Annotated in this window: 23 protein-coding genes and 2 tRNA genes; 21 read left to right on the top strand and 4 right to left on the bottom strand. The window is 71.1% G+C overall.

What is annotated here, in order from left to right; translation table 11 throughout:
• Positions 1-375 precede the first annotated feature (375 nt).
• The 4 genes from AB0C62_RS15275 (at position 376) to obgE (ending at position 3,854) form a co-directional block, all read left to right on the top strand.
• On the top strand, positions 376-1,437 hold the full coding sequence (locus tag AB0C62_RS15275; protein ID WP_362973181.1) for an iron-containing alcohol dehydrogenase family protein: 1,062 nt from the start codon (positions 376-378) through the stop codon (positions 1,435-1,437).
• Positions 1,438-1,637: 200 nt separating this feature from the next.
• Positions 1,638-1,958 (top strand): 50S ribosomal protein L21, encoded by a 321-nt coding sequence (gene rplU / locus AB0C62_RS15270; protein ID WP_081221565.1) that lies wholly within the window; start codon positions 1,638-1,640, stop codon positions 1,956-1,958.
• A gap of 16 nt (positions 1,959-1,974) precedes the next feature.
• The gene (rpmA, locus tag AB0C62_RS15265) at positions 1,975-2,229 is read left to right on the top strand and encodes a 50S ribosomal protein L27 (RefSeq protein ID WP_339129322.1); all 255 of its coding nucleotides are present in this window, start codon (positions 1,975-1,977) and stop codon (positions 2,227-2,229) included.
• A 188-nt stretch (positions 2,230-2,417) separates the two neighbouring features.
• Positions 2,418-3,854 (top strand): GTPase ObgE, encoded by a 1,437-nt coding sequence (gene obgE / locus AB0C62_RS15260; protein ID WP_362973178.1) that lies wholly within the window; start codon positions 2,418-2,420, stop codon positions 3,852-3,854.
• Positions 3,855-4,079: 225 nt separating this feature from the next.
• Here obgE and AB0C62_RS15255 read toward each other — a convergent pair whose 3' ends face one another.
• Entirely contained in the window at positions 4,080-6,197 is a 2,118-nt protein-coding gene (locus AB0C62_RS15255) for a hypothetical protein (protein WP_362973176.1), read from the bottom strand.
• Positions 6,198-6,684: 487 nt separating this feature from the next.
• Here AB0C62_RS15255 and proB point away from each other — a divergent pair, with 487 nt between their 5' ends.
• The 5 genes from proB (at position 6,685) to AB0C62_RS15230 (ending at position 11,785) form a co-directional block, all read left to right on the top strand.
• Complete coding sequence (gene proB, locus AB0C62_RS15250) at positions 6,685-7,791, top strand: glutamate 5-kinase (RefSeq protein WP_362973174.1); 1,107 nt, start codon at positions 6,685-6,687, stop codon at positions 7,789-7,791.
• 186 nt (positions 7,792-7,977) lie between these two features.
• A complete protein-coding gene (locus tag AB0C62_RS15245) occupies positions 7,978-8,445 on the top strand; it encodes a hypothetical protein (protein WP_362973172.1) in 468 nt (155 codons plus the stop codon).
• A gap of 61 nt (positions 8,446-8,506) precedes the next feature.
• Positions 8,507-9,793, top strand: a complete 1,287-nt coding sequence (locus AB0C62_RS15240) for a glutamate-5-semialdehyde dehydrogenase (RefSeq protein ID WP_362973170.1) — start codon at positions 8,507-8,509, stop codon at positions 9,791-9,793.
• Between the two features lie 167 nt (positions 9,794-9,960).
• The gene (locus AB0C62_RS15235; RefSeq protein ID WP_362973168.1) at positions 9,961-10,593 is read left to right on the top strand and encodes a hypothetical protein; all 633 of its coding nucleotides are present in this window, start codon (positions 9,961-9,963) and stop codon (positions 10,591-10,593) included.
• Positions 10,594-10,717: 124 nt separating this feature from the next.
• Entirely contained in the window at positions 10,718-11,785 is a 1,068-nt protein-coding gene (locus tag AB0C62_RS15230; protein WP_362973167.1) for a hypothetical protein, read from the top strand.
• Positions 11,786-11,818: 33 nt separating this feature from the next.
• Here AB0C62_RS15230 and AB0C62_RS15225 read toward each other — a convergent pair whose 3' ends face one another.
• Positions 11,819-12,973, bottom strand: a complete 1,155-nt coding sequence (locus AB0C62_RS15225) for a M48 family metallopeptidase (protein ID WP_362973165.1) — start codon at positions 12,971-12,973, stop codon at positions 11,819-11,821.
• 103 nt (positions 12,974-13,076) lie between these two features.
• Between AB0C62_RS15225 and AB0C62_RS15220 the strand changes: the two genes are divergently transcribed.
• The 10 genes from AB0C62_RS15220 to AB0C62_RS15175 all read left to right on the top strand — a co-directional run bounded on the left by AB0C62_RS15220 (position 13,077) and on the right by AB0C62_RS15175 (position 18,583).
• A complete protein-coding gene (locus AB0C62_RS15220) occupies positions 13,077-13,235 on the top strand; it encodes a hypothetical protein (RefSeq protein ID WP_362973163.1) in 159 nt (52 codons plus the stop codon).
• A gap of 182 nt (positions 13,236-13,417) precedes the next feature.
• Positions 13,418-13,579 (top strand): hypothetical protein, encoded by a 162-nt coding sequence (locus AB0C62_RS15215; protein ID WP_179165234.1) that lies wholly within the window; start codon positions 13,418-13,420, stop codon positions 13,577-13,579.
• 70 nt (positions 13,580-13,649) lie between these two features.
• Positions 13,650-14,378 carry a nicotinate-nucleotide adenylyltransferase gene (nadD, locus tag AB0C62_RS15210; RefSeq protein WP_362973161.1) on the top strand — a complete coding sequence of 243 codons (729 nt, stop codon included), beginning with the start codon at positions 13,650-13,652 and terminating at the stop codon, positions 14,376-14,378.
• Between the two features lie 20 nt (positions 14,379-14,398).
• Positions 14,399-16,225, top strand: coding sequence for a LytR C-terminal domain-containing protein (locus AB0C62_RS15205; protein ID WP_362973159.1), 1,827 nt, complete (start codon positions 14,399-14,401; stop codon positions 16,223-16,225).
• A gap of 112 nt (positions 16,226-16,337) precedes the next feature.
• Positions 16,338-16,781 carry a ribosome silencing factor gene (gene rsfS / locus AB0C62_RS15200; protein WP_081217237.1) on the top strand — a complete coding sequence of 148 codons (444 nt, stop codon included), beginning with the start codon at positions 16,338-16,340 and terminating at the stop codon, positions 16,779-16,781.
• Positions 16,778-17,464: a histidine phosphatase family protein gene (locus AB0C62_RS15195; RefSeq protein WP_081217236.1), complete on the top strand. Its 687-nt coding sequence runs from the start codon at positions 16,778-16,780 to the stop codon at positions 17,462-17,464. Before rsfS ends, AB0C62_RS15195 begins: the two co-directional genes overlap by 4 nt.
• Before the next feature lie 118 nt (positions 17,465-17,582).
• Positions 17,583-17,655 (top strand) — tRNA-Ala (locus AB0C62_RS15190).
• Between the two features lie 283 nt (positions 17,656-17,938).
• The gene (locus AB0C62_RS15185) at positions 17,939-18,112 is read left to right on the top strand and encodes a hypothetical protein (RefSeq protein ID WP_362973157.1); all 174 of its coding nucleotides are present in this window, start codon (positions 17,939-17,941) and stop codon (positions 18,110-18,112) included.
• Between the two features lie 3 nt (positions 18,113-18,115).
• On the top strand, positions 18,116-18,349 hold the full coding sequence (locus tag AB0C62_RS15180; RefSeq protein ID WP_010986886.1) for a hypothetical protein: 234 nt from the start codon (positions 18,116-18,118) through the stop codon (positions 18,347-18,349).
• 161 nt (positions 18,350-18,510) lie between these two features.
• Positions 18,511-18,583 (top strand) — tRNA-Ala (locus AB0C62_RS15175).
• 104 nt (positions 18,584-18,687) lie between these two features.
• Here the strand turns inward: AB0C62_RS15175 and AB0C62_RS15170 are convergent.
• Together AB0C62_RS15170 and AB0C62_RS15165 are read right to left on the bottom strand one after the other, a co-directional pair.
• Entirely contained in the window at positions 18,688-20,307 is a 1,620-nt protein-coding gene (locus tag AB0C62_RS15170; RefSeq protein WP_362973155.1) for an NADH-ubiquinone oxidoreductase-F iron-sulfur binding region domain-containing protein, read from the bottom strand.
• Positions 20,304-21,614 carry a cytochrome b/b6 domain-containing protein gene (locus tag AB0C62_RS15165; protein ID WP_362973154.1) on the bottom strand — a complete coding sequence of 437 codons (1,311 nt, stop codon included), beginning with the start codon at positions 21,612-21,614 and terminating at the stop codon, positions 20,304-20,306. The genes AB0C62_RS15170 and AB0C62_RS15165 overlap by 4 nt, the downstream gene beginning before the upstream one ends.
• A 422-nt stretch (positions 21,615-22,036) precedes the next feature.
• On the opposite strand from AB0C62_RS15165, the gene leuS reads away from it, so the two are divergent.
• A complete protein-coding gene (gene leuS, locus AB0C62_RS15160) occupies positions 22,037-24,922 on the top strand; it encodes a leucine--tRNA ligase (protein WP_362973152.1) in 2,886 nt (961 codons plus the stop codon).
• A 139-nt stretch (positions 24,923-25,061) separates the two neighbouring features.
• The gene (locus AB0C62_RS15155) at positions 25,062-25,793 is read left to right on the top strand and encodes a hypothetical protein (RefSeq protein WP_362973150.1); all 732 of its coding nucleotides are present in this window, start codon (positions 25,062-25,064) and stop codon (positions 25,791-25,793) included.
• Positions 25,794-25,857: the final 64 nt, after the last annotated feature.

The raw sequence follows: 25,857 nt of genomic DNA, 5'->3' as shown, positions 1-25,857 counted from the left end.
GCTCTGCCTCGCGCTGGTCCCGAACGCGGCCGTGTGGGGCGCGTCGTACGGGCTCGGGCCGGGCGTCGTCCTGACGGCGGGGCATGTGGCCGGCGCCCACGGCCGCGACACGGTGGCCGACCTGGACTGGCTCGGCTGGGTTGCGGGCCCGGCTCACCCTGCCGGGCCCGCGCCGCGTTCCCACGGATGTCCCCGAGATGTCCCACAGACACGGACAGCCGCGTTCCGGCGCGTACGGCCCTGTGCGCCGCGGCGGACTGTCCGGAGCAAGGAGAGCATCGCGATGACAGGTCTCGTGCCGGCGGACGGCGCCGGACGGCGTCCGCGTTCCTCCACCGACACTCCGCCGAAGCCGGCCGAGGGGCGGGTGCTCGCGTGCCGGTACTGACGAGGCTGATCCCCTCACCGGTCGTGGTCGACATCCGTCCGGGTGCGCTGGACGATCTGGCGAGCGTCCTGTTCGACGAGCGGATCTCGCACTCGGGGAAGATCGCCGTCGCGGTCAGTGCCGGGTCGGGTGCGAAGCTCCGTGAGCGGCTGACGCCGGCCCTGCCGGGAGCCACCTGGTACGAGGTCGGCGGCGGCACCATAGACGACGCCGTGCGACTGGCCGACGCGATGAAGTCGGGCCACCACGACGCCGTCGTCGGGCTGGGCGGCGGCAAGGTCATCGACTGCGCCAAGTACTCCGCCGCGCGCATCGGCCTTCCGCTGGTCGCCGTCGCCACCAACCTCGCGCACGACGGCATCTGTTCGCCGGTGTCCATCCTGGACAACGACGCGGGCCGCGGCTCCTACGGTGTGCCGACTCCCATCGCGGTGGTCGTCGACCTCGACGTGATCCGTGAGGCGCCGATCCGGTTCGTCCGGTCCGGCATCGGCGACGCGGTGTCCAACATCTCGGCGGTCGCGGACTGGGAGCTGGCCAACCGGGTCAACGGCGAGAAGATCGACGGCCTGGCCGCCGCGATGGCACGCCAGGCGGGCGAGGCCGTGCTCCGCCACCCCGGCGGTGTCGGCGACAACGGGTTCCTGACCGTGCTGTCGGAGGGGCTGGTGCTGTCGGGCATCGCCATGTCGATCGCCGGCCACACCCGGCCCGCCTCGGGTGCCTGCCACGAGATCAGCCACGCGCTCGACCTGCTGTATCCCCGGCGTGCGGCGGCCCACGGCGAGCAGGTGGGGATCGGCGCGGCCTTCGCCACGCACCTGCGGGGCGACCGCGCCGGATCCCGGCTGATGGCGGACACCCTCCACCGGCACGGGCTGCCCGTCGTCGCGGCGGAGATCGGCTTCGACGTCGAGGAGTTCGTTCGGGCCGTGGAGTTCGCGCCCCGCACCAGGCCCGGCCGGTTCACCGTCCTGGAGCACCTGGACCTGTCGCCGGACCGCATCCGGGAGGCCTACGCCGACTACGTCGCGGCCGTCTCCGGCTGAGCCGGACCCGGTTTGACCCCGGTGGGGAGGGTCTCGTAACCTGGACCGTCGGCGTGTCCATAGACACGCCACATCCCCGTAAACCTCATTCCTCCCGGGACCAGGCGCGTTCTCACGCGTTTCGAGCCCTGGTAGAGGCCGCTCGCACCCGCCGGCGGCTGGACTGCGGGGGTTCGGTTCCGAGCGAGAGAGAGATCCGCGTGTACGCCATCGTGCGCAGCGGTGGTCGCCAGCACAAGGTTGCTGTCGGCGACATCGTTGAGGTTGACAAGATTTCCACTGCCAAGGTTGGCGACACGGTCGAGCTCTCGACCCTGCTCGTTGTCGACGGCGAAGCCGTGACGAGCGACCCCTGGGTCCTGGCCGGCATCAAGGTCCAGGCCGAGATCGTGGATCACCACAAGGGCGTCAAGATCGACATCCTTCGCTACAAGAACAAGACCGGCTACCGCCGTCGTCAGGGCCACCGCCAGCAGTACACGGCGATCAAGGTCACTGAGATCCCCGCGGCTGCGAAGTAAGGGTAGGGACTGAGACATGGCACACAAGAAGGGCGCATCGTCCACTCGGAACGGTCGCGACTCCAACGCTCAGCGGCTCGGTGTGAAGCGCTTCGGCGGTCAGACCGTCAACGCCGGTGAGATCCTGGTCCGCCAGCGTGGCACCCACTTCCACCCCGGCGTCAGCGTCGGCCGTGGCAAGGACGACACGCTGTTCGCGCTGACCGCCGGTGCGGTCGAGTTCGGCACGCACCGCGGCCGCAAGGTCGTGAACATCGTTCCGGTCGCCTGATCCAGTCCCGTCGAGGCTGATCCGTCCCCCGCGGACGGACCCCATGCCTCGGGGCCCAGGCTCCGTAGAACAGAGTTCTTCGCGAGGCGGACCTCACTTCCCCCACGGGAAGAGGGTCCGCCTTTCGCGTGTTACGTAAGAGACATTCCGTACGTACAAGAAGTACCGAAGTGCTGGAGGCACCCCACATGACCACCTTCGTGGACCGCGTCGAGCTGCATGTCGCCGCGGGTAGCGGAGGGCACGGCTGTGCCTCCGTACACCGGGAGAAGTTCAAGCCGCTCGGCGGCCCGGACGGCGGCAACGGCGGCCGTGGCGGTGACGTGATCCTGGTCGTCGACCAGTCCGTCACCACGCTGCTCGACTATCACCACTCGCCGCACCGCAAGGCCACCAGCGGCAAGCCCGGCGAGGGCGGCAACCGCTCCGGCAAGGACGGCCAGGACCTGGTCCTGCCGGTGCCGGACGGCACGGTCGTCCTCGACAAGGAGGGCAACGTCCTCGCGGACCTCGTCGGACACGGCACCTCGTTCGTCGCGGCCGAAGGCGGCCGCGGCGGCCTCGGCAACGCTGCCCTCTCCTCGGCCCGCCGCAAGGCGCCCGGTTTCGCGCTGCTCGGTGTGCCCGGTGGATTCCTGGACATCGTCCTGGAGCTCAAGACCGTCGCCGACGTGGCCCTCGTCGGCTACCCGAGCGCCGGCAAGTCCTCGCTCATCTCCGTTCTGTCCGCCGCCAAGCCGAAGATCGCGGACTACCCCTTCACGACCCTCGTCCCGAACCTGGGCGTCGTGACCGCGGGCGAGACCGTCTACACCATCGCGGACGTCCCCGGCCTCATCCCCGGCGCCAGCCAGGGCAAGGGCCTCGGCCTGGAGTTCCTGCGCCACGTCGAGCGGTGCAGCGTCCTCGTCCACGTCCTGGACACGGCCACCCTGGAGTCCGAGCGCGACCCGATCTCCGACCTCGACATCATCGAGGAGGAGCTGACGCAGTACGGCGGCCTGGACAAGCGGCCCCGCATGGTCGTCCTCAACAAGATCGACGTGCCGGACGGCAAGGACCTGGCCGAGATGGTGCGCCCCGAGCTGGAGGCCCGCGGCTACCGCGTCTTCGAGGTCTCCGCGGTCGCCCACACGGGCCTGCGGGAGCTGTCCTTCGCCCTCGCCGAGGTGGTCGGCCAGTCGCGTGCCGCCAAGCCCAAGGAGGAGGCGACCCGCATCGTCATCCGCCCGAAGGCGGTCGACGACGCCGGCTTCACCGTCGCGCAGGAGGAGGACGGTCTCTACCGCGTGCGTGGCGAGAAGCCCGAACGCTGGGTGCGCCAGACCGACTTCAACAACGACGAGGCCGTCGGCTACCTCGCCGACCGGCTCGCCCGTCTCGGCGTCGAGGAGAAGCTGATGAAGGCGGGCGCCCGCTCCGGCGACGGCGTCGCGATCGGCCCCGAGGACAACGCGGTCGTCTTCGACTGGGAGCCGACCGTCATGGCCGGTGCCGAGATGCTGGGCCGCCGCGGTGAGGACCACCGCTTCGAGGCTCCGCGCCCCTCCGCCCAGCGTCGCCGGGACAAGCAGGCCGAGCGGGACGAGTCGGAGCAGGAGTACGACGACTTCGAGCCGTTCTAGCCGGACCAGTCCAGTGATGCGGGCCCGACCTCTCCGGAGGCCGGGCCCGCATTGCTGTGCCGCCCGGGGGAGTCCGGGGCCGGGACCGTACAGCGACCGGGGCCGGGACCGTACGGCGAGAGGGCCGGCGACTCGTGTGAGTCGCCGGCCCTCTCTTCGGCTCAGCCCAGTTCGGTTCGGCTCAGCCCAGTTGTGCTCCGCCGAGTGCTGCTCAGCGGCCGCGCGTCACGCGTTGACCGAGTCCTCGGCGCCGTTGTCCTCGCTGTCCGAGGAGTCCGCGTCAGGGCCGAGACCCTGCTCGGACTCGTGCGCGGAGTCCTCGGCCGCCCCGCGCTGCGAGGGGATCTCCGCGGCGAGACGGGCGGTCATCCGCACCCGGCGCTCGTCCGCCTTCGTGCACAGCTCCGCGATCGCCGCGTCGAAGCGGGCCAGCGACGGCGGGTCCGAGGGGCCCAGGAGGTGCTCCTTGAGCTCGGCGCGGGCCGCCGTGAACTCGTCCCGCTCCGGGTGACGGACCGCGTCCAGGAGGGCCGGGACGCCGTCGGCTGCGGGCGAGAGGATCGCGCCCGCGGACACCGTCGGGAACCCGGCGCGGAAGGCCGACTCCGGCATGCCCGAGGTGTTGGCGACCGCGTACGGCTTCTCGCTGGACAGCCAGTCCGAGACGACCGAGGAGACGTCGCTGATCAGCAGGTCGGCCTCGTTGAAGCAGGTGAAGATCGCCGGACGCGGGCCCGTGACGATCTGGTGCTCCCACGCCGGGAAGGACGCCCAGAAGGCGGACTCCCACGCCGTCGTGGCCCGGGCGATCTCCGCCTCGCGGTCGCCGCGCGGCGCGCCCTGCAGCAGCATGCGCTCCATCTCGTCCGCGCTCGTGCGGAAGGCGGTCGAGGTCAGAGTGTCCAACTCGGCCGTGCGGCGCGCCAGTTCGGCGGCGGCCTCCGGGCCGGGGCGGGCGCCGGAACGCCGGGTGTTGGCCTCGCGGATCATCGCCATGATGCGGTCGTTCGCCGCACCGGCGCGCGGGTCGACGGAGCCGGTCATCGGGTGCGGCTTGTACAGCAGGCGCACGCCCTCGTCGGCGAGCAGGTGGCGCACGATGTTCTCGCCGGCCAGCACCACCGAGGTGTTGCCCGGGTTGCCGTCCCAGCCCTCCCAGGTGGGGGCGTAGAGGACGGTCGTGTACGTGCCCGTGGGCGGGCCGGAGAAGAGGCGTATCGGCGTCAGCTGCGGCCGGCCCACCTCGACGATGTTCTTGTCCTCGACGCCTACCTCGGCGAGCGCGTACCGCTCACGGGCGGCGGGACCGGCGACCCACACCTCGTCGTACGCCTTGGCGTACGGGTTGCAGGAGGACAGCTTGTCGCTCTCGCCGTGGTTGATGAACGCGTGCTTGATCGTGGGTATGCGCAGCACCTGGGAGGTCTTCGCGGCGTTGGCCGGGTGCAGCATCATCTTGAGCGTCGAGTTCTCCAGCGAGAACATCGTGGAGACCTTGGGGAAGCAGATGATCGGGACGTCGGTCGCGTCGATCTTCTGCACCATGAAGCGCTCACGCAGCACGATCAGCGGCCGCGCGTCGATCTGCGAGAGCGTCGAGAGCCACATGTTCGCCTGGTAGGCGGACGTGGTGCCGCCCGAGAAGTACATGGCCACGGTGGGCTGGTACTCCGCCAGCCACGCGTCGAGCCACTCCATGACCTTCGCCTCGTTCCCGGCGCGCTTCTTGGGAAGCAGCCAGGTGCCGAGGTGGACGATGCCGCCGAGGGCCAGCGCCACGGCGACACCCTCACCGATGCCGCCCCAGAGGGCGTTCGTGGTGGCGGCGGTGACGAGCAGGCCGGCCGTCGCCGGGACGGAGAGCGCCAGCAGCCGGTGGCCCTGGCGGCGGGCCAGGATGCGCGGCGGCGCGGCGGTCAGACGCAGCGCGGAGGCGTCGATGTTGCGGGTGACGATCGGCAGCGTGCGGCTGCGGCGCACCAGGACGGACACGGCGTGGCAGGCGAAGTGCAGGGCGTAGAGGACGCATATCGCGATCAGCAGGGGCGCCTGCTCGTGCGTCGGGTTGATGCCGTCGATCCGCAGCAGCCCCACCATGATCAGCATGTCGCGCAGCAGCTGGCGGACGGTGACGTCGAAGCGCACCTTGCCGAGCAGCGAGAGCAGACCGGGGTCGCGGTACTGCAGATACACGTCCAGAAGGAGACCCGCGGCGCTCGCGGCGACGAACACCGGGACGTTCGGCAGCAGTGCGGAGACGATCTGGGCCGTGAGGAAGGCGAACATCGCGAGCAGCGCCGAAAGCTGCACGATGCGACGGGGGGCGAGGCCTGCGGAGGGCACGGGCTGGGCTCCTGCGAGGGGGATGCAGCGGATGGGGGATCGTGCGGCCGAGCTGTCACCAACAGAGGGCCGACGACTGACCGTATGACCTGAAGACCCGGCTAGCAATCTTCCGTGGGAACAATCACTGCATAGGGCACATAATGCCCGGAGACTCTGTGAGTGAGCCCTCAGCGGGCCGTGTGCCGGCAGGCCGGGCGCGGGTGGGCGGGGACTCCGGCAGCCCCGAGAACTCAGGTCGACAGCACCCCGAGACCCCCGCCCGGCACGCCTCGGAACCCCCGCGCCCGCAGACCCCGGCCGCACCCCGCATCCCTCCGTCGGAGGGCTCCGGCGACCACGCTCCGTCGCCGTCCCGGGACCGTGGGCGTCCGCCCGTCGGAACGGGGAACCGTGGGGGAGGCCCGCTCGCGTAGATTGCAGACACCGGGCTGGTCGGAACATTGGGGATGGCGTGTCAGCGGCAAGGAATACGGTGCGGGCGGGCGTGGCCGAGGCCCACAGGATCGTCGTCAAGGTGGGCTCCTCGTCGCTCACCACCGCCTCCGGCGGCCTCGACGCGGACCGGGTCGACGCCCTCGTGGACGTCCTCGCCAAGGCGCACGGCGGCGGCACGCGCGAGATCGTCCTTGTCTCCTCCGGAGCCATCGCCGCCGGACTCGCGCCGCTCGGGCTGCGCCGCCGCCCCAAGGACCTCGCCCGCCAGCAGGCCGCCGCCAGCGTCGGCCAGGGTCTCCTGGTGGCCCGCTACACGGCCTCCTGCGCCCGCTACGGCATCCGCGTCGGACAGGTGCTCCTCACCTCCGACGACACCAGCCGCCGCTCGCACCACCGCAACGCCTCGCGCACCCTCGACAAGCTGCTCGCGATGGGCGCCCTCCCGGTCGTCAACGAGAACGACACCGTCGCCACGGACGAGATCCGCTTCGGCGACAACGACCGCCTCGCCGCCCTCGTCGCCCATCTCGTCCACGCCGACCTGCTCGTCCTCCTCTCCGACGTCGACGGCGTCTACGACGGGGACCCCAGCCGGCCCGGCACCTCCCGGATCGCCGAGGTCCGCGGCCCCGCCGACCTCGCGGGCGTCGAGACCGGCAGCGCGGGCAAGGCCGGCGTCGGCACCGGCGGCATGGCCACCAAGGTCGAGGCCGCCGGGATCGCCGCCGCCGCCGGCATCCCGGTGGTGCTGACCAGTGCCGTCCACGCGGCGGACGCCCTCGCCGGCCGGGACACGGGCACCTACTTCCACGCCACCGGCAAACGCTCCGCCGACCGGCTGCTCTGGCTCCAGCACGCCTCCACGCCGCAGGGCGCGCTCACCCTCGACGACGGCGCCGTCCGCGCGGTCGTCCAGGGGCGCAAGTCGCTGCTGCCCGCGGGCATCGCCTCCGTCGAGGGCGAGTTCACCGCCGGGGACCCGGTCGAACTGCGCGACAGCACCGGCCGGGCCGTCGCGCGGGGGCTGGTCAACTTCGACGCCAAGGAGATCCCCCAGCTGATCGGCCGCTCCACCCGGGAGCTAGCACGGGAACTGGGGCCCGCCTACGAGCGTGAGGTCGTCCACCGCGACGACCTCGCCCTGCTCAACCCCTGAGTCACCCGCCCCGGCGTTCGCGGCCGTCTCCCGCATCAACTGTCCGCTACACCCGTAAACGGCTGATTCCGCCGCCCCCACCGGGGGACGTTCCGTAAAACCGCCACACGACGGCTTCTCACCTGCTCAACTTTGTGACAGGGAGAGTCCGGGATTCGGTACGACCATCGGGTTAAGGAGGCCGTCGTGAGACGAGTACGCCCTGGGGCGGCGGCGTCCCGCGGTGGTCCCGGCTCCCGTGCGGCGGGCGAGGAGAGAGCCCTCACGAGCGTCGCTGCCGGTGACACCTACGAGGCCGAGCAGCCCGCCGAGCAGCCCCGGCTGTGGCACGTCACGCTGAGCGTCTCGGGCGGCGAGGCGCCGTTGACCGAGGTCAGGCGCGGTCTCGAACAGCTCGCGCACGACCACCCCTTCCTGCTGACCAGCCGGTACGCCAACGACCACGCGGAGATCCGCTACTGGGAGGAGGCCCGCGACCTGCACGACGCGGCGGCGGTCGCGCTGCGCCTGTGGGGCGAGCACCGGCAGACCGCCAAGCTCCCGCCCTGGGAGATCGTCGGCCTGGAGGTCATCGACCGCGAGACCTACCACCAGCGCATCGCCGAGGGGTACGGACCGCTGCCCGCGACCCCCGTCGGAGTTCACCCCTTTTGAGCCTGTCTCGGGGTGTGGGACAACCGCTGAACCGTCCCGCCGCGCGCACTACGCTTCCCTCATGACCACGCTCTCGCCGTACGACTCGATGTCCCCGGTCACCCAGGCCGCCTACCGCGCGAAGTCCGCCGCCGCCGACCTGGCGCCCCTGCCGCGGTCCGAGAAGGACGACGCGCTGCTCGCGATCGCGGACGCGCTCGAGGTCCGTACGAGCGAGATCGTCGCCGCCAACGCCAAGGACATCGCCAAGGCCCGCGAGGCCGGCACCAGCGAGACCGTCATCGACCGGCTCACGCTGACCCCCGAGCGGGTGCGCGCCATCGCCTCCGACGTGCGCGACGTCGTGGCCCTGCCCGACCCGGTCGGCGAGGTCGTCCGCGGCTCGACCCTCCCGAACGGCATCGACCTGCGCCAGGTCCGCGTCCCGCTCGGCGTCGTCGGCATCATCTACGAGGCCCGCCCGAACGTGACCGTCGACGCGGCCGCCCTCTGCCTGAAGTCCGGCAACGCGGTCCTGCTGCGCGGCTCCTCCTCCGCCTACGAGTCGAACACCGCCCTCGTGCGGGTCCTGCGCGACGCGGTGGGCGGCGCCGGACTGCCCGCCGACGCCATCCAGCTCGTGCCCGGCGAGGGCCGCGAGTCGGTCCGCGAGCTGATGCGCGCCCGCGGCCTGGTCGACGTCCTCATCCCGCGCGGCGGCGCGTCCCTGATCCGCACGGTCGTCCAGGAGTCCACCGTGCCGGTCATCGAGACCGGCACCGGCAACTGCCACGTCTACGTCGACGCCCAGGCCGACATCGACATGGCCGTCGACATCCTCATCAACTCCAAGGCCCAGCGACCCAGCGTCTGCAACTCCGCCGAGACCCTCCTGGTCCACCAGGACATCGCCGCCGAGTTCCTGCCGCGCGCCCTCGACGCCCTCGCGGACGCCGGGGTCACCGTGCACGCGGACGAGCGGGTCCTCGCGTACGCCAAGGACTCCCGGGCCACCGTCGTCGAGGCCACCGCCGAGGACTGGGACACCGAGTACCTGTCCTACGACATCGCCGCCGCCGTCGTCGACTCCCTCGACCGGGCCGTGACGCACATCCGGCTGTGGAGCTCCGGCCACACCGAGGCCATCGTCACCAACTCCCAGCAGGCGGCCCGCCGCTTCACCCAGCTGGTCGACTCCACGACGGTCGCGGTGAACGCCTCGACCCGGTTCACCGACGGCGGCCAGTTCGGCTTCGGCGCCGAGATCGGCATCTCCACGCAGAAGCTGCACGCGCGGGGTCCCATGGGGCTGCCGGAGCTGACGAGCACGAAGTACATCGTCACCGGCGACGGCCACATCCGCCGCTGAGCCGCCGGCACCGCGGCGCCCACGGGACCGCAGGGGCATCCGGGGCCCCTGGGGCGAGCGCACGGGCTCACGGGGGCGCACGGGGCGTGCGACGGGTGGTGCGGCGTCCGCCGGCCGCGTGCGGCGTGTCTCGGCAGGTGGATGAATTTCCGTACCGTCTGCCCAAATTGACCCCCCAGGTCTACTCTGGATCCGTGCCGGAGGACGTGGGGGGCACGCCGTTCCCTGACGGCTGGGAGCCCGACGACAACCGTGACCGCGGGGGTGCGGACGAAGAGTTCGCCTCCGTGGTCTTCGACGAGGACTTCGTCCGGGCGGCGGTGATCCACGAGCCGACCGCCGTGGAGAGACTGCTCTCCGCGGCGCAGGCCCGCGCGGAGGCGTCCGAGGCCGAGGCGCGCAGGGCGCACGCCCGCGGCGTCCGCTCCGACGACTACGAGGACGGCTTCGGGCCGGACGACCACGATTTCGGCCACGATCCCGACCTGGACGACCTCGACGACACCGACCTCCTCGAAGGCCGCTACGGCGCACCGGGGACGTACGGCCGCCTCTACGGCAAGCACGCGCGCTGGCATCGTCCCGTCGCCTGGATCCTCGCCCTCGTCATGGGCATCGGCATGGTCGCCCTCGCCTTCACCGCGGTCTACCGGGGTGCTTCCGGCGCCCACGACGAACAGATCCCCTCGCCCGCCTCCACCGGCCTCGAACAGGGCCGCGAGAAGGTCACCGGCACCGCACCCTCCGCCTCGGCCGACTACTCCCAGCCGGCCGTCTCGGCGGTGCCGCGAACCCCCTGACCGCGAGCTGCCCGGCAGAGCCGCGACGATCCCTCGAACAGCGTGGCCGTCCTGGTGAGAACCTGTCAGAACTTGTCGCACACCGCAGCGTTTACCGAGGCTCCCGGAGACCTACTCTGAAGGTATGGGCGGGCCTGGAGACCCACCTGAGGGGACACCCGAGGGCGCCCCCACCGGTGGAGAGGACGAATACCGATCCGTCGTCTTCGACGAGTCGTTCGTCCGTGCTGCCCGCCTCCAGGAGTTCTCCGCCCAGGAGCGCATGGCCGACCACAGCCCGGCCGTACGCCGCCGGCCACCCCTGCGACGCGGGCTGTCCCGGCAGGCACTGGTCCTCGTCCTGCTGATCGCCATCGCCTTCGGCACCGCCATCTACATGGGCGTGCGCCACCCGTACCAGACCCCCACCACCCAGCCGGCCGAACCGCTGCGGATGACCGTGATCCCACTCGCCCCGCAGACCCGGGTGCCCGGCTCCACGGACCCCGAGAAGCTGTACGCCGACAGCCCGGCCGCCCAGTTCCGCATCGGCGCCGACGGCATCACACTGCCCGCGTCCCGGCGTACCGCGCACTTCTCCGACAGCCAGGTCGTCAGCGCCCTGACCACCGCCAAGGACTACCTGGTCGAGTCCGCCCTCGACCCGAGCGTCCTGACCGGAGGCGCCACCCGGCCCGTGCGGATCCTGCTCGACCCACGCCAGCTCGACCAGTTCGACCAGAGCTTCGAGCACCCCATGGCCGACGGCCGGCACGCCCCGACGGGCTGGCTGGTCCGCTTCGACGCGACCCGGGCCCGGCTCGCCGACCAGCGGATCCGGGTTCAGGGCACCCTCCAGGCCGCGGAGTTCGACGCGAACACCCTGGAGGTCATCGCCGACCACACCTTCGTCTACGCGCTCAGGCCGGCCGGCGGGGACGCCAAGGCCAAGGCCTCCCTGTTCACCGTCCGGCGCGAGCTGCACTTCCGCTTCGACCGCGACGACCTGCGCATGCACCAGGCCGAACTGGCGGTGTCGTACGTCCAGGCCGGCCCGCTCACCTGCTCCGACGACTCGGTGAGCCGGCTGCACCCGCTGCTCGCGGGCCAGACGGCCAGGGCGGGCGGCCCCGCCGGCACCGACCCGTACGCCACAGGAAGCGCCACGGCCCTGTGCGGGACCCTGGCCAGGAGCGCGCAGCCGAAGCTGTAGCCGGGAAGACCGCCCGCCGGGCGGGGGGACGGGTCAGCCGCGGCCGTCGGTGCCCTCGTCGTCCGGGTGGCCCTCCCGCGGCGCGTCCGCGGCTCCGCCGGCCTTGCCGCCGCCGGTGTCCTTGCCGGCCGCGGTGTCCGTGCCGCCGCCGCCCGCGAAGCCGCCGAAGCCGCGCCGGACCCGGCCGCCGAGGTCGCCCGCGCCGCCCGCGATGTCGCTGACCAGCTTCATCAGCGGGTCCTTGGAGTTCTTCATGTCGGTGGCGTAGCTGGCCGCCGACTGCCGGAAGGAGTCCGACACCGAGGTGTCCTTGTCCTCGTCGCGCCGCGGGTAGTGGCCGTCCATGATCCGCTGGTGGTCGCGGGACTCCGCCCACTTCTTCAGCTCGGCCGCGCGGACCGCGGTGAAGGGGTGCGTACGGGGCAGCACGTTCAGGATCTTGAGCACGGAGTCGCGCAGGTCGCCCGCCGACTCGTACTCCTCGGCCTGCGCGAGGAACGCGTCCACGTTCATCTCGTGCAGGTGGTTGCCGCCCGCGATCTTCATCAGGCCGCGCATCGAGGCCCGCAGGTCCTGGCCGACCAGGAGGCCCGCGCGGTCCGCGGACAGCTCCGACTTGCGGAACCACTCGCGCAGCGCGGTCACGATCGTCATGATCGCGAGGTTGCCCAGCGGGATCCAGGCGACCCGGACCGCGAGGCTGGTGAGGAACAGCAGGATCGTCCGGTAGACGGCGTGACCGGACAGCGCGTGGCCGACCTCGTGGCCGACGACCGCCCGCATCTCCTCCTCGTCCAGCAGCTCGACGAGTCCGGTCGTCACCACGATGATCGGGTCGTCCAGACCGATGCACATCGCGTTCGGCTGCGGGTCCTGGTTCACGTACATCGGCGGGACCTTCTCCAGGTCCAGGATGTAACAGGCGTCCCGCAGCATGTCGTTGAGGTGCGCGAACTGGGCGTCCGAGACCCGCACCGAGTCCGACAGGAACAGCAGCCGCAGACTCCGCTCGGGCAGCAGACCGCTGAGCGCCTTGAAGACCGTGTCGAAGCCGCTCAGCCGGCGCAGGGCCACCAGGGCCGAGCGGTCCGCCGGGTGTTCGTACGCCCGCGAGGAGATCCCCTCGAAGCGCCTGCGCTGCCTGCTCGGCACCTTCTCGTGCCCGTTCCGCTCGTGGCCGTCGGACATGTGATCCCCCATGTGCGTCTGAGTGCCTTATGTGCCCCCGAGGCAGGCCCCAGCCTAGGCGGAGATACCGTGGACGGGCAGTACAGCGAAGGAGTCGTACGACATGGAGCACATTCCCGCAGCCGGCTGGCTCACGGAGGCCGCGCACGCGGCGGACAAGCAGGGCCCGGGCGATCTGCTCCGCGTCGTGCTCGTCGTCATGGTCATCGGCGTGGTGTTCGCCGCCTGGTTCCTGCTGCGCGGGTACAAGCGCGAGGACTGACCCGGTACGGGGCGGCGGCCGCTCCCGGCGGGGGCGTGTCACGGCAACCGGCGTCCCCAACGGCGGAGTCGGCGTGTTCGCGGCCGGGGCGCCCGCATACGATGAGCCGACGTCTTTATCCCGCCCTCCCCACACTCGACTTCGCTCGAGCGGGGGGACCCTCATCGGATAGGTCTGCCGAGATGAGCTTCCACAGCACCGCCGCCCAGTTGGTCACCGTCGCCGCCGAGGGCGAGAACGGCGGCAACCACGAAAGCCTCAGCCCGTACCTGACCGGCGGCGGCGCCCTGGTCATCCTGCTCCTGCTGCTGTGGATCACCACGCGCTTCAACCGCGACCGCTGAGCCCCACCGGCCCCGTTCGGGGGCCCCTGTCGGCCGGAGCCCGTCGGCCGGGCCGGTAGGGTCTGCACGCATGGGAGAGCAGGACATGCCTACCGGTCCGGCGAGTGACACGGGCAGCGGCGCCGGCGGCGTCGCCACGGGCGGCGCGAGCGGCACGGCCGGCAGCGCGGCGAAGCGGCTGACGGCCGGCCCCAAGGGCGGCCCCTCCAATCCGGGCAAGCGCCGCCTCGGCGTCATGGGCGGCACGTTCGACCCGATCCACCACGGTCACCTGGTGGCGGCCAGCGAGGTCGCCGCCCAGTTCCACCTCGACCAGGTCGTGTTCGTGCCGACCGGCCAGCCGTGGCAGAAGACCGACCGCAAGGTCACCCCGGCCGAGGACCGTTATCTGATGACGGTCATCGCGACCGCCGAGAACCCGCAGTTCTCGGTGAGCCGCATCGACATCGACCGCGGCGGTCCGACCTACACCACGGACACCCTGCGCGACCTGCGCTCGCTCAACCCCGACGCGGACCTCTTCTTCATCACCGGCGCCGACGCGCTCGGCCAGATCCTCACCTGGCGCTACACCGAAGAGCTGTTCTCCCTCGCGCACTTCATCGGGGTCACCCGGCCCGGCCACACCCTGACCGACCCGGGGCTCCCGGAGGGCGGTGTCTCGCTCGTCGAGGTTCCCGCGCTCGCCATCTCGTCCACAGACTGCCGTGCGAGAGTCGCCAAGGGCGATCCCGTCTGGTACCTGGTGCCGGACGGTGTGGTGCGCTACATCGACAAGCGTGAGCTGTACCGCGGCTAGTGAGCCGAGAGGGGCACCCGGTGAACGACCGATACGACGGATACGCGGGCGGCGAACCGTACGAACTCGTCGGCTACGACGAGTTCGGGCAACCCGTGTACCGGCAGGTGCCTCAGCAGCCTGCCCAGGGGTACGACGGCTACGGCGCCCAGCAGCAGGGCTACGGCTACGACCCGTACGCGACGGGCACCCAGGAGCCCGTCCAGCCCTACGACACGGGCCGACAGCAACCGGCGCCCCCCTACGACACCGGCCGGCAGCCCACGGCGTCCCCGTACGACACCGGTCAGCAGCCCACGGCGTCCCCGTACGACACCGGTCAGCAGCCCACCGTGTCGCCCTATGACACCGGCCGGCAGCCGAGCGCCCCGCCGTACGGCTCCTACGACGCCCACGGCACCGGCGCGCCCGGCGCCGGCGGGCCCGCCGGGACCACGTACGACCCCTACGGCCGGCAGGGCGCGGGCACCGGTCAGCAGCCCCGGGTCGCCGAGCAGACCGCGTACATCCCGCAGCAGGCCGGGCCCCAGGAGGACGACGACAGCCCGAATCGCGCCGACCGGGACTACCGCACCGAGCAGTTCGCCTTCGTCGAGGAACCGGAAGCCGAGTCCGAGGACGTCATCGACTGGCTGAAGTTCACCGAGAACCGCACCGAGCGCCGCGAGGAGGCCAGGCGCCGCGCGCGCGGCCGGGTCGTCGCGCTGGTCGTGGTCCTCGCCCTCGTCGTGGTCGGCGGCGCCGGCTACCTCTGGTACGCGGGCAAGCTGCCCGGGACCTCCTCGGACAGCAAGCCGGGGACCACCACGGCCGTCACCGCCCAGAAGCGCGACGTGATCGTCGTCCACCTGCACAACACCAAGGGCGGCGGCACCTCCACGGCGCTGCTCGTCGACAACACCACCACCCGGCAGGGCACCACCGTCCTGCTGCCCAACTCCCTGGCCCTGACGGACGACGACGGCTCGACGACCACGCTCGCCAAGTCCGTCGACGGCGACGGCTCGTCCGGGACGCGGGACGCGGTCGACACCGTGCTCGGCACCAACATCCAGGGCACCTGGCGGCTCGACACCCCCTACCTCAACAACCTCGTCGAACTCGTCGGCAACGTCGACATCACCACCAACACCGATGTGCCGGACCCCGAGGCCAAGAAGAAGGGTGAGGCGCCGCTCGTCAAGAAGGGCGCGGACCAGACCCTCAGCGGCAAGATGGCCGTCGCCTACGCCACCTACCGCGCCCCCGGCGAGGCGCAGAACGCACAGCTGGAACGGTTCGGCCAGGTCATGCAGGGAGTACTGCGCAAGCTGTCCTCCGACAAGCAGGCCGCGACGACCACCGTGCAGACGCTGGCCCAGATCCTCGACCCGTCCCTGACGGACCAGGACCTCGGCGCCTTCCTCGCCAAGCTCGCCGACCTCGCCAAGGGCGGCGACTACAAGACCGCGCTGCTCCCGGTGCAGCAGGACGGCACCCTCGGCGAGAGCGCCTCCAACAGCGTGATCAAGGACATCCTCGGCGGTACGGCCAAGAGCCCGGACGCCGACGCCGCGGTCCGCGTCGGCATCAAGAACGCCACCGGCGACAAGGCGGCCACCGGACAGGCCCGCGTCGTCCTGGTCAACGGCGGCTACACCTACCTGGGCGCCGGTTCCGCCGGCGCGGCCCAGAGCGTGTCGCAGATCACCTACGGCGACGCGGCCAAGAAGGGCGACGCCGTGGAGGTCGCCAAGACGCTGGGGCTGCCGACCGGCACGGTCAAGAAGGGCACGGTCACCAACAACGCCGACGTCTCGGTCGTCCTCGGCCAGGACTACAAGATCGACACCACCCCCAAGGGGTGACCGGCACCACGCCCCGGGGCCGCCCGGGGCGTGGCCGGCGAAACGCGTGGGGGGTCCTCGGCGGTCCGTGAGACCCTTGAGTCATTACTGACCGCCGACGGAAAGCCGCGTAGTGACCGCCACGGACCGCTCCATCGAGCTCATCAAGACCGCCGCGCAGGCGGCCGCAGACAAGCTCGCGCACGACATCATCGCCTACGACGTGAGCGATGTGCTCTCGATCACCGACGCCTTCCTGCTGGCGTCCGCCCCGAACGACCGCCAGGTCAAGTCGATCGTCGACGAGATCGAGGAGCGCCTGAGCAAGGAGCTCGGCGTCAAGCCGGTGCGCCGCGAGGGCGACCGCGAGGCCCGCTGGGTCCTGCTCGACTACGTCGACATCGTGGTGCACGTCCAGCACAGCGAGGAGCGTGTCTTCTACGCCCTCGAGCGCCTGTGGAAGGACTGCCCCGAGCTGGACCTCCCCGAGGAGGCTAAGGCGACCCGCGGCAAGGGTGCCGAGCACGCCAAGTTCCAGGCCGAGGAGGACTCCGCCGAACTGGAGGAGCTGCGGTGACCGGTGGGGCCGAGAAGAGGCCGGGCGCGGAGAGCGGCGGCAGGCCGGGCCGTGGCCGCCGCCTCATCCTCTGGAGGCACGGCCAGACCTCGTGGAACGTGGAGCGCCGGTTCCAGGGCACCACGGACGTCGCGCTGACCGAGACGGGTGTCGGGCAGGCCAGGCGTGCCGCCCGGCTGCTCGCCTCGCTGAAGCCGGACGCCATCGTCGCCTCGGATCTCCAGCGGGCCGCGAACACGGCCGCCGAGCTGGCCGCGCTGACCGGTCTCGAGGTCACGCACGACGAGGGCCTGCGGGAGACCTACGCGGGCGTCTGGCAGGGCCTGACGCACGAGGAGATCATCGCCCGCCACGGCGAGGAGTACGCCGCGTGGAAGCGCGGTGAGGCGGTCCGCCGCGGCGGGGGCGAGCTGGAGAGCGAGGTCGCCGACCGCGCCGCCCCCGTGGTGCTGCGGCACGCGGAGAAGCTCCCCGACGACGGCACGCTCGTCGTGGTCAGCCACGGTGGCACGATCCGCACCACCATCGGCCGTCTGCTCGGCCTGGAGTCCCAGCACTGGGAGAGCCTCGGCGGGCTGTCCAACTGCTGCTGGTCCGTCCTCGGCGAGGGCGCCCGCGGCTGGCGGCTCCTGGAGCACAACGCCGGCACACTGCCCGAACCGGTGCTCGGCGACGACGACTGAGCGGTGCTCGAGAAGGCCTCCGTCCGGTCCCCCGGGCCCGGACGGACCGGATTTCACTTTCCGGCTGGTCGCAGGCTAAAGTTCTTCTTGTTCGGCCCGCAGGGCGGGAAGAACGCAAGGGGCTATAGCTCAGTTGGTAGAGCGCCTGCATGGCATGCAGGAGGTCAGGAGTTCAATTCTCCTTAGCTCCACAGATCGACTCCCTTTCGAGTTCTCGAAGAGTCGATGATCGCTTGTGAAGATCCCGTCCCCGACAGGGGGCGGGATTTTTCGTTGTTCTTCGCTTGAGTCGGTTGGCGCCGCCGGGCGTATATCTCTGCGGGCACCCTCCTGGCATGCACGTATGCGCGGGCCGTGACGGCCGCGCCGGGTGCCGTGTCCGGACTGGTACGAAGGCGTCGCTGACCGTATTGCCGCTGCCGTGGCAGAATCAAACGGCCGGAAGGGGGCGCGGCCCGACGGGAGGGAGAACCGATGCCTGCCAGCATCCTCGAGGAGGTCGACGATCTCCCCGAAGCGGTACTGACCCGGAAGCCAGCCACCCTCCTCGACTGCCCGTCCTGCGGATCGCTCCACATCGCCCAGGTTCTCGGCGACAACGGCGGGATCTCCTACGTGTGCACGGCCTGCGGCCACAGCTGGAGCTGATCGATGGGTGCACACAGGCGGAAGTGCGATTGGTGCGGCAGTGGTACGCCGATCGTCCGCGACATGGAGCCGGTCAACCACGACTACCAGTACTGGTGCGAGGAGTGCGCGCGGGCGCTGATCATAAAAGGCGACCCGATCGAGACGTATCGGGAGCTGGAGGGCGAGCCGATCTACGGGCGGCTCCTCGACGAGCACTGCACCCTCAAGCGGTTCTACTCGTTCGCCACGGCCTGACCGGGGAGTGCTCGACCCCGGTCACCGAATCCGACATATGGCCTCAATCGGAGCGTACGGGAAACGATTTGGTGGTTCCCCAGGGGGACCGTGTAATGTTGGCGTCGCCGCCGGGGAAACCGGGCGGAACGACCGAGAAGCGGTTTCACCGCTGGTCGCGAGGGGCTATAGCTCAGTTGGTAGAGCGCCTGCATGGCATGCAGGAGGTCAGGAGTTCAATTCTCCTTAGCTCCACAGCAGTTGAAAGCGGGCCACCCGGATCGGGTGGCCCGCTTCTTCGTGTTCGGCGTCCGTGTTCGGAGTCCGCGTCCGGTTCCCGATTCAGCGTCCTCGCGTGCTCATCGGCCGCTGCCCAGCGCGCGGCGGCCGCGCCCCTGGGAGAGCACGGGCAGGTTGTTGCGTGCCGGCGCGGCGGACCGGGTGTCCTCCTCCAGGCGCAGGGCGAGCGCCGGACAGCGTCGTACCGCCCGCAGGGCCTTCGCCTCGGCGTAGCGCGGCACGGCGGCCTGCGCGACCGTCGGGAAGCCGTCGGCGCCCAGTTCGAAGACCTCGGGGAGGATGTCGGCGCACAGCCCGTGCCCGCGGCACAGCGTCCAGTCGACGAAGATCTTCTGGCGGCTGGCGCCCGTGTCCGGCTCGCCCTGGCCGCCCGGGATGCCCGTCGGCTCCCTGCCGCCCTCGAAGAGCGGCAGAACGCCCTCCACGGGCCGTCCGCAGCCGTTTCCGAGGACATGGGCGGCCAGGTCGTCCGTGAACGCCTTGAGGGTCGACTCGATGAACATCGCCGAGCCGTCCGGGTGGGAGCACGCGCCGCGCCTCTTCACGGACTTGGCGACCTGCTTCACGGCCTCCAGGGCCGCGGGGCCACCGCCGTTGAGGATGTCCTCCAGGCCGCGGGCCGCGGCCGGCAGGCCGAGATAGCAGGGGCCGCACTGTCCCGCGCTCTCCTCGGCCAGCCACTGGGCCACCCGCAGCGATTCGCCGAGGGGGCAGGTCTGCTGGGTGATCGGCATGATCGCGCCGGCGCCGAGCGCGCCGCCCACCGCGGCCAGGTTGTCGCGCGAGACGATCGCCTCGTTGACCGCCGCGGCGTCCAGCCACTTGCCGTGGTAGCCGCCGGTCAGCACGCCCTGCGGCATCGGCGGGGCGCCGGCCAACTGGAGGACGTACCGCAGCGGCACGCCCGTGGGGACCTCGATCACCATGGGGCGCGCGACCGCGCCCGAGACGGTGAGCATGACGGTGCCGGGCTCGTCGTACAGGCCCGTGTTGCGGTAGCGGTCGGGGCCGATGCGGGCGGCGATGGCCAGCTGGGCGAACGTCTCCGCGTTCGACAGCAGGGTGGGCGCACCGCCCACGCCGCTCTGGGACGCGCTGATCTTGCGGCCCGGCGGGATGGCCGGCCCGCCGTCGATCGACCGGACCAGTGAGGCGGCGGCCCCGGTCACCATCCGGACCGGGTTGCGCTGCACGCGTGCGCGCAGCGGCGACCCGCGCCGGTTGCTCAGGCCACGCTCGGCCAGCGCGGCCTCCATGGAGCGCTGTGTCGACTCGCGGGTCACACCGATCACGAGCGTGCGCGCCCCCATGGCCTCCGCGGCCAGCAGGGCGCCGTCCAGGATGAGGTGCGGGGCACGGTTGATGAGCACCGTGTCCTTGCGGCAGGCCGGTTCGTCCTCGCTTCCGTTGACGACGACCACCGGGCGGATGCCCTTCTTGATGGCCGATTCGGCGACCGAGCGCAGTTTCTTGGCGAAGGGGAAGCCGGCGCCGCCGCGCCCCTTCAGGGAGATCGCCTCGGCGAGTCCCGCGAGCTGTTCGCCGCCCATCGGTTCGAGCGGACCGTGCACCTTCAGGTGCATGGGCAGATCAAGACGTTCAACCAGGTCGAAACCCGACGTGAGCTGCGGAAGTCCGACGACGCGGACCTCCGGGACGTCGGGCAGGGCCTCGTTCACTTAAAGCCTCCGGAAGGGGCGTTCCATGATTCACCGGAGCCAGGAGCGTCGAAGGCGCCCGGCGGTACGTCAGGCGTGGGACCGCTGTCGTACGTGTCATTGGTGTTGTACGTGCGATAAGCGGCGTTCGACTCACCGGTGTCGTACACGTCACTCATGCCGTACGCGTCGACGGCCGGATTGTCATAGACCGGGATGTTGTATCCGGTGTCGGCCAGCGGGTCGTACGCCGACTGCGGGGCCTCACCGACGGGGGGCGGCGAGGGGATGGGCCAACTGCCCGACGTGCTGCCGGTGTCGACGCGGGGGAACATCTCGGTCGGCTGCATGGCGAGCGGCATCTGGAACTGTTGCGTCCCGCCGACCCCGGAGCCGTCGCCGCCGGGGGTGGACACGGCCCGGTAGGCCGCGGCGAATCCGTTCGTGCCCGCGTTCGTCGCGTTGGGGTCCGCGGCGGTCTCGTACGGCGCGGAGGGGGAGTCCGTGCGCTGGGAGGGGACGAAGTTGCCGCCCACGGGCGGCCGGGCGGAGCGCGCCGAGAAGCCGGGCAGCGGGGCCTCCGCGTTGGCCGCGCGGGACGCGTCGAGGTCCTCGCGGAAGTCGCGGGCGCCGGGGCCGTTGTTGTTGCCCATGAGCGTCAGGACGCGGGCCGCGACCTTGCGCTTGACGGGTGCGGGCGCCGCCCGCAGGGCCAGCGCGCCCATGACGGCGACGAGGCACAGGCTGTAGAGGATGGTGAAGATCGGCTTCGCCTGTCGACCCGCGTAGAGCCCGTGGATCAGCGCTGCGCACCAGGCGGGGTAGGCCAGCATGTGCACCGCGCGCCAGCGGGCCGCGATCGGTGCCGGGGAGGCGAAGGCGCTGCGCAGCGCACCGGTGATCGCGGTGAAGACCATGAGCAGCGCGGCCAGCGAGCCGAAGCCGATGAGGCCGGCCGTGCCGGTGACGCCGAGGCCGAAGGGGACGAGAGCGGCGAGCAGGGTGGTGTGGTCGAGCGCCAGCTTGACCGTGATGTGCAGCAGCAGGAAGGCGACGGAGGAGACGGCGGTGGTCCGGTGCACGGCCTGTGCGACCAGCCGCTGGCGGGTGTTCAGGAAGATCCGGTCGGTGGCGACGAGGCCCCAGATCACCGAGCACGACAGAGCGACCAGCGACAGCACGCCGGCACCGAAGTTCAGGAAGTCACGGACTCCATTGCCTCCCACCAGGACGACCACGGGGATGAGGAGAAGGGCGGCAGCACTGGCCGCCCCGTAGGCCGAACGGCCCGCTCGGGGAAGCGAGCTGTTGTTGCGACGAGGGTTCATGGAGGGTTACTCCCAAGGGTTCGGGGAAGCGGTCCCGAAGCCGCACTCTAGGTCGAGAGATACGGGCGAGTTCGAGGTTTGAGTTATTGCGTTGTTACCAAAGGGCAATGAGGTCTTTGTGTTGTCCCCTGGTGTCCGTTACGCGAAGTAAGATTTGAACTTTGTTCAGCTTTTTCGGTGCTCGGAGCGGGTGGCACGGAGTGCCGGGCGGCACCGAAAGCTCGTCGCGGCCCGCGCGGGCGCTGCGGTACCCTGACGCCATGCGTGCCGTACGCCTTCTGCTTAGCGAGCCGCGCTGATCAGTCCCGAACCACTGACGAATCGTGGTCGGAATCGGCGCGGCGTCCCCTCCTGTGCGAGGGGCTTTTTCATTTCCTGAGTGTCAGCCGCTGGCAGAGACGATCGATGGAGCTTTGAGGATCATGAGCGAGACGAACACCGCTGCCACCGCCGAAGTGGCCGCGCCGCACCGCTACACGGCCGCCCTGGCGGCCGACATCGAGGCACGCTGGCAGGACTTCTGGGACGCCGAGGGCACGTACGAGGCACCGAACCCCGTCGGGGACCTGGCCGGTGATCCCGAGCTGGTGGCCAAGCCCAAGAAGTTCATCATGGACATGTTCCCGTACCCCTCCGGTGCGGGCCTGCACGTCGGGCACCCGCTGGGCTACATCGCCACCGACGTCTTCGCCCGCTTCCAGCGCATGACCGGCCACAACGTCCTGCACACCCTGGGCTTCGACGCCTTCGGCCTGCCCGCCGAGCAGTACGCCGTGCAGACCGGCACGCACCCGCGCGTGTCCACCGAGGCCAACATGGAGAACATGAAGGTCCAGCTGCGCGCGCTGGGCCTGGGCCACGACAAGCGCCGGTCGTTCGCCACGATCGACCCCGAGTACTACAAGTGGACCCAGTGGATCTTCCTGCAGATCTTCAACTCCTGGTACGACGACGAGGCCGCCAAGGCCCGTCCGATCGCCGAGCTGGTCGCGCAGTTCGAGTCCGGTGAACGCGGCGTCGGCGGCGACCGCTCCTGGAACGAGCTGAACGCCGCCGAGCGCGCCGACGTCCTGAGCGAGTACCGCCTGGCGTACGCCTCCGAAGCCCCGGTCAACTGGTGCCCCGGTCTGGGCACCGTCCTGGCCAACGAGGAGGTCACCGCCGACGGCCGTTCCGAGCGCGGCAACTTCCCCGTCTTCAAGGCCAAGCTGCGCCAGTGGAACATGCGCATCACCGCCTACGCGGACCGCCTGCTGGACGACCTGGACGGCCTGGACTGGCCCGAGGCCATCAAGCTGCAGCAGCGCAACTGGATCGGCCGCTCCGAGGGCGCCCGCGTCGACTTCCCCGTCGACGGCGAGGCCATCACGGTCTTCACCACCCGCCAGGACACCCTGTTCGGCGCCACCTACATGGTGCTGGCGCCCGAGCACCCGCTGGTCGAGAAGTTCACACCGGCCGCCTGGCCCGAGGGCACCCACGACGCGTGGACCGGCGGCCACGCGACGCCCACCGAGGCCGTCGCCGCCTACCGCGCGCAGGCCGCCTCGAAGTCCGACGTCGAGCGGCAGGCCGAGGCCAAGGACAAGACCGGAGTCTTCACCGGCGCCTTCGCGACCAACCCGGTCAACGGCGAGCAGGTCCCCGTCTTCATCGCCGACTACGTGCTGATGGGCTACGGCACCGGCGCGATCATGGCCGTCCCCGCGCACGACACCCGCGACTTCGCCTTCGCGCGCGCCTTCGACCTGCCCGTGCGCTGCGTGGTCGAGCCCTCGGACGACCGCGGCACCGACGCCTCCACCTGGGACGACGCCTTCGCCTCGTACGACGCGAAGATCGTCAACTCCGCCGGCGACGAGATCTCCCTGGATGGCCTGGGCGTCGTCGACGCCAAGGCGCGCATCACCGAGTGGCTGGAGCGCCGCGGCATCGGCCGGGGCACCGTCAACTTCCGGCTGCGCGACTGGCTGTTCAGCCGCCAGCGCTACTGGGGCGAGCCCTTCCCGATCGTCTACGACGAGGACGGCGTCGCCCACCCGCTGCCCGAGTCGATGCTGCCCCTGGAGCTGCCGGAGGTCGAGGACTACTCGCCGCGCACCTTCGACCCCGACGACGCGGACACGTCCCCGGAGACCCCGCTGTCCCGCAACGCGGACTGGGTCAACGTCACCCTGGACCTGGGCGACGGCCGCGGCCCGCAGAAGTACCGCCGCGAGACCAACACCATGCCCAACTGGGCCGGTTCCTGCTGGTACGAGCTGCGCTACCTGGACCCGCACAACGACCGGAAGCTGGTCGACCCGGTCGTCGAGCAGTACTGGATGGGCCCGCGCGAGGGCCAGCCGACCGGCGGCGTCGACCTGTACGTCGGCGGCGCCGAGCACGCCGTGCTGCACCTGCTGTACGCCCGCTTCTGGTCCAAGGTCCTGTTCGACCTGGGCCACGTGTCCTCGGCCGAACCGTTCCACAGGCTGTTCAACCAGGGCATGATCCAGGCCTTCGTGTACCGCGACAGCCGCGGCATCGCCGTACCGGCCGCCGAGGTGGAGGAGCGCGACGGCGCCTACTACCACCAGGGCGAGAAGGTCTCCCGGCTGCTGGGCAAGATGGGCAAGTCCCTGAAGAACGCGGTCACTCCGGACGAGATCTGCGCCGAGTACGGCGCGGACACCCTGCGCCTGTACGAGATGGCGATGGGCCCCCTGGACGTGTCCCGCCCCTGGGACACGCGCGCGGTGGTCGGCCAGTACCGCCTGCTGCAGCGGCTGTGGCGCAACGTCGTCGACGAGGCGACCGGCGAGGTCACCGTCGTCGACACCGCCGAGGCCGAGGTCGACGAGAGCACCCTGCGGGCCCTGCACAAGGCCATCGACGGCGTACGCCAGGACCTGGAGGGCATGCGGTTCAACACCGCCATCGCCAAGGTCACCGAGCTGAACAACCACCTGACCAAGGTGGGCGGCCCGGTCGCCCGCCCGGTCGCCGAGGCCCTGGTCCTGATGGTCGCGCCGCTGGCCCCGCACATCGCCGAGGAACTGTGGCGCAGGCTGGGCCACACCGAGTCGGTCGTCCACCAGGACTTCCCGGTCGCCGACCCGGCGTACGTCGTGGACGAGACCGTGACCTGCGTCGTGCAGGTCAAGGGCAAGGTCAAGGCCCGCCTGGAGGTCTCCCCGGCGATCTCCGACGAGGAGCTGGAGAAGGTGGCACTGGCCGACGAGAAGGTCGTCGCGGCACTGGGCGGCGCGGGGATCCGCAAGGTCGTCGTACGCGCGCCGAAGCTGGTCAACATCGTCACCGCCTAGCCGGACGGCTTCGTCGGCGCGGCTCGGGGTAGTCCCCTACGGGCAGGTTCGGGGTTCTTCTGGAACTCCGAACCTGCCCGCAGCGTTTACCGTTGAGAGCGCGGCCACGACTGCCGCGACCGGTCCGAGGAGGAGTGTGATGGGAACAGTGATCACCGTGATCGCCCTGCTCTTCCTGCTGTTCGTGGTGCTGGGCGCGTACGCGACGGTGAAGGTCGTCGGTGCCGCCAAGCGCGGCGTCGACCGCACGATCACGCAGGCCCGCCGCACCGTCGAGGACCATACCCTGCGTGCGAAGACCTTCACCCAGTTCGGCCCCCAGGGCGAGCTGGCCCAGCTCCGCCTGAAGCTGCGCACCTCGATGCGGGCCACCCAGGAGGCCCTCCAGGCGAGCGTGGCGGAGGACGAGTCCCTCAAGGAGTCCCTGAGCCTCTTCGAGCGGCTCAGCGCACACGGACACGAGCTGGACGCCGAGCTGAAGCGTCTGGAGGCCGAGCCCGACCGGGGCGCGCTGGCCACCCGGCTGCCCGGACTGCGCGAGCGCACCGAGCGGATCACGCGGTCGGCGGACTCGCTGCGCTGGGCCGCCCGTGACCGGGCGCACCGCTTCGCGGGCGACGACCTGGACACCCTGAGCAGCCAGATCGACATGGAGGCCGGAGCGCTGCGGCACTGGACGAAGGAGCCGGGACCCGCCACGTCCTGGCCCGACGCCCCCGCCGCGGACGCCGGCACCGCCGGCGGACAGACCTGGCCGGAGACCCCGCGGTCCCGCGCGGCGGAGCAGCCGACGCGCTCGGCCATCACGCCGCCGGGCCAACGCCCCACCTATCCCTGGCAGAAGAAGCCCCGCCCCGAGAGCACCACGTGATCGGGTCGCTCCGGTCACAGGCGCCAGGGGCCGGGCTGCCGCCCACCCGTCCCGACAGGTAACC

This window comes from Streptomyces sp. NPDC048643, from assembly GCF_040650615.1.
Classification (GTDB): domain Bacteria; phylum Actinomycetota; class Actinomycetes; order Streptomycetales; family Streptomycetaceae; genus Streptomyces.
Note: the sequence above shows the minus strand (reverse complement) of the source record. Positions and strands in the feature narration are given on the sequence as shown.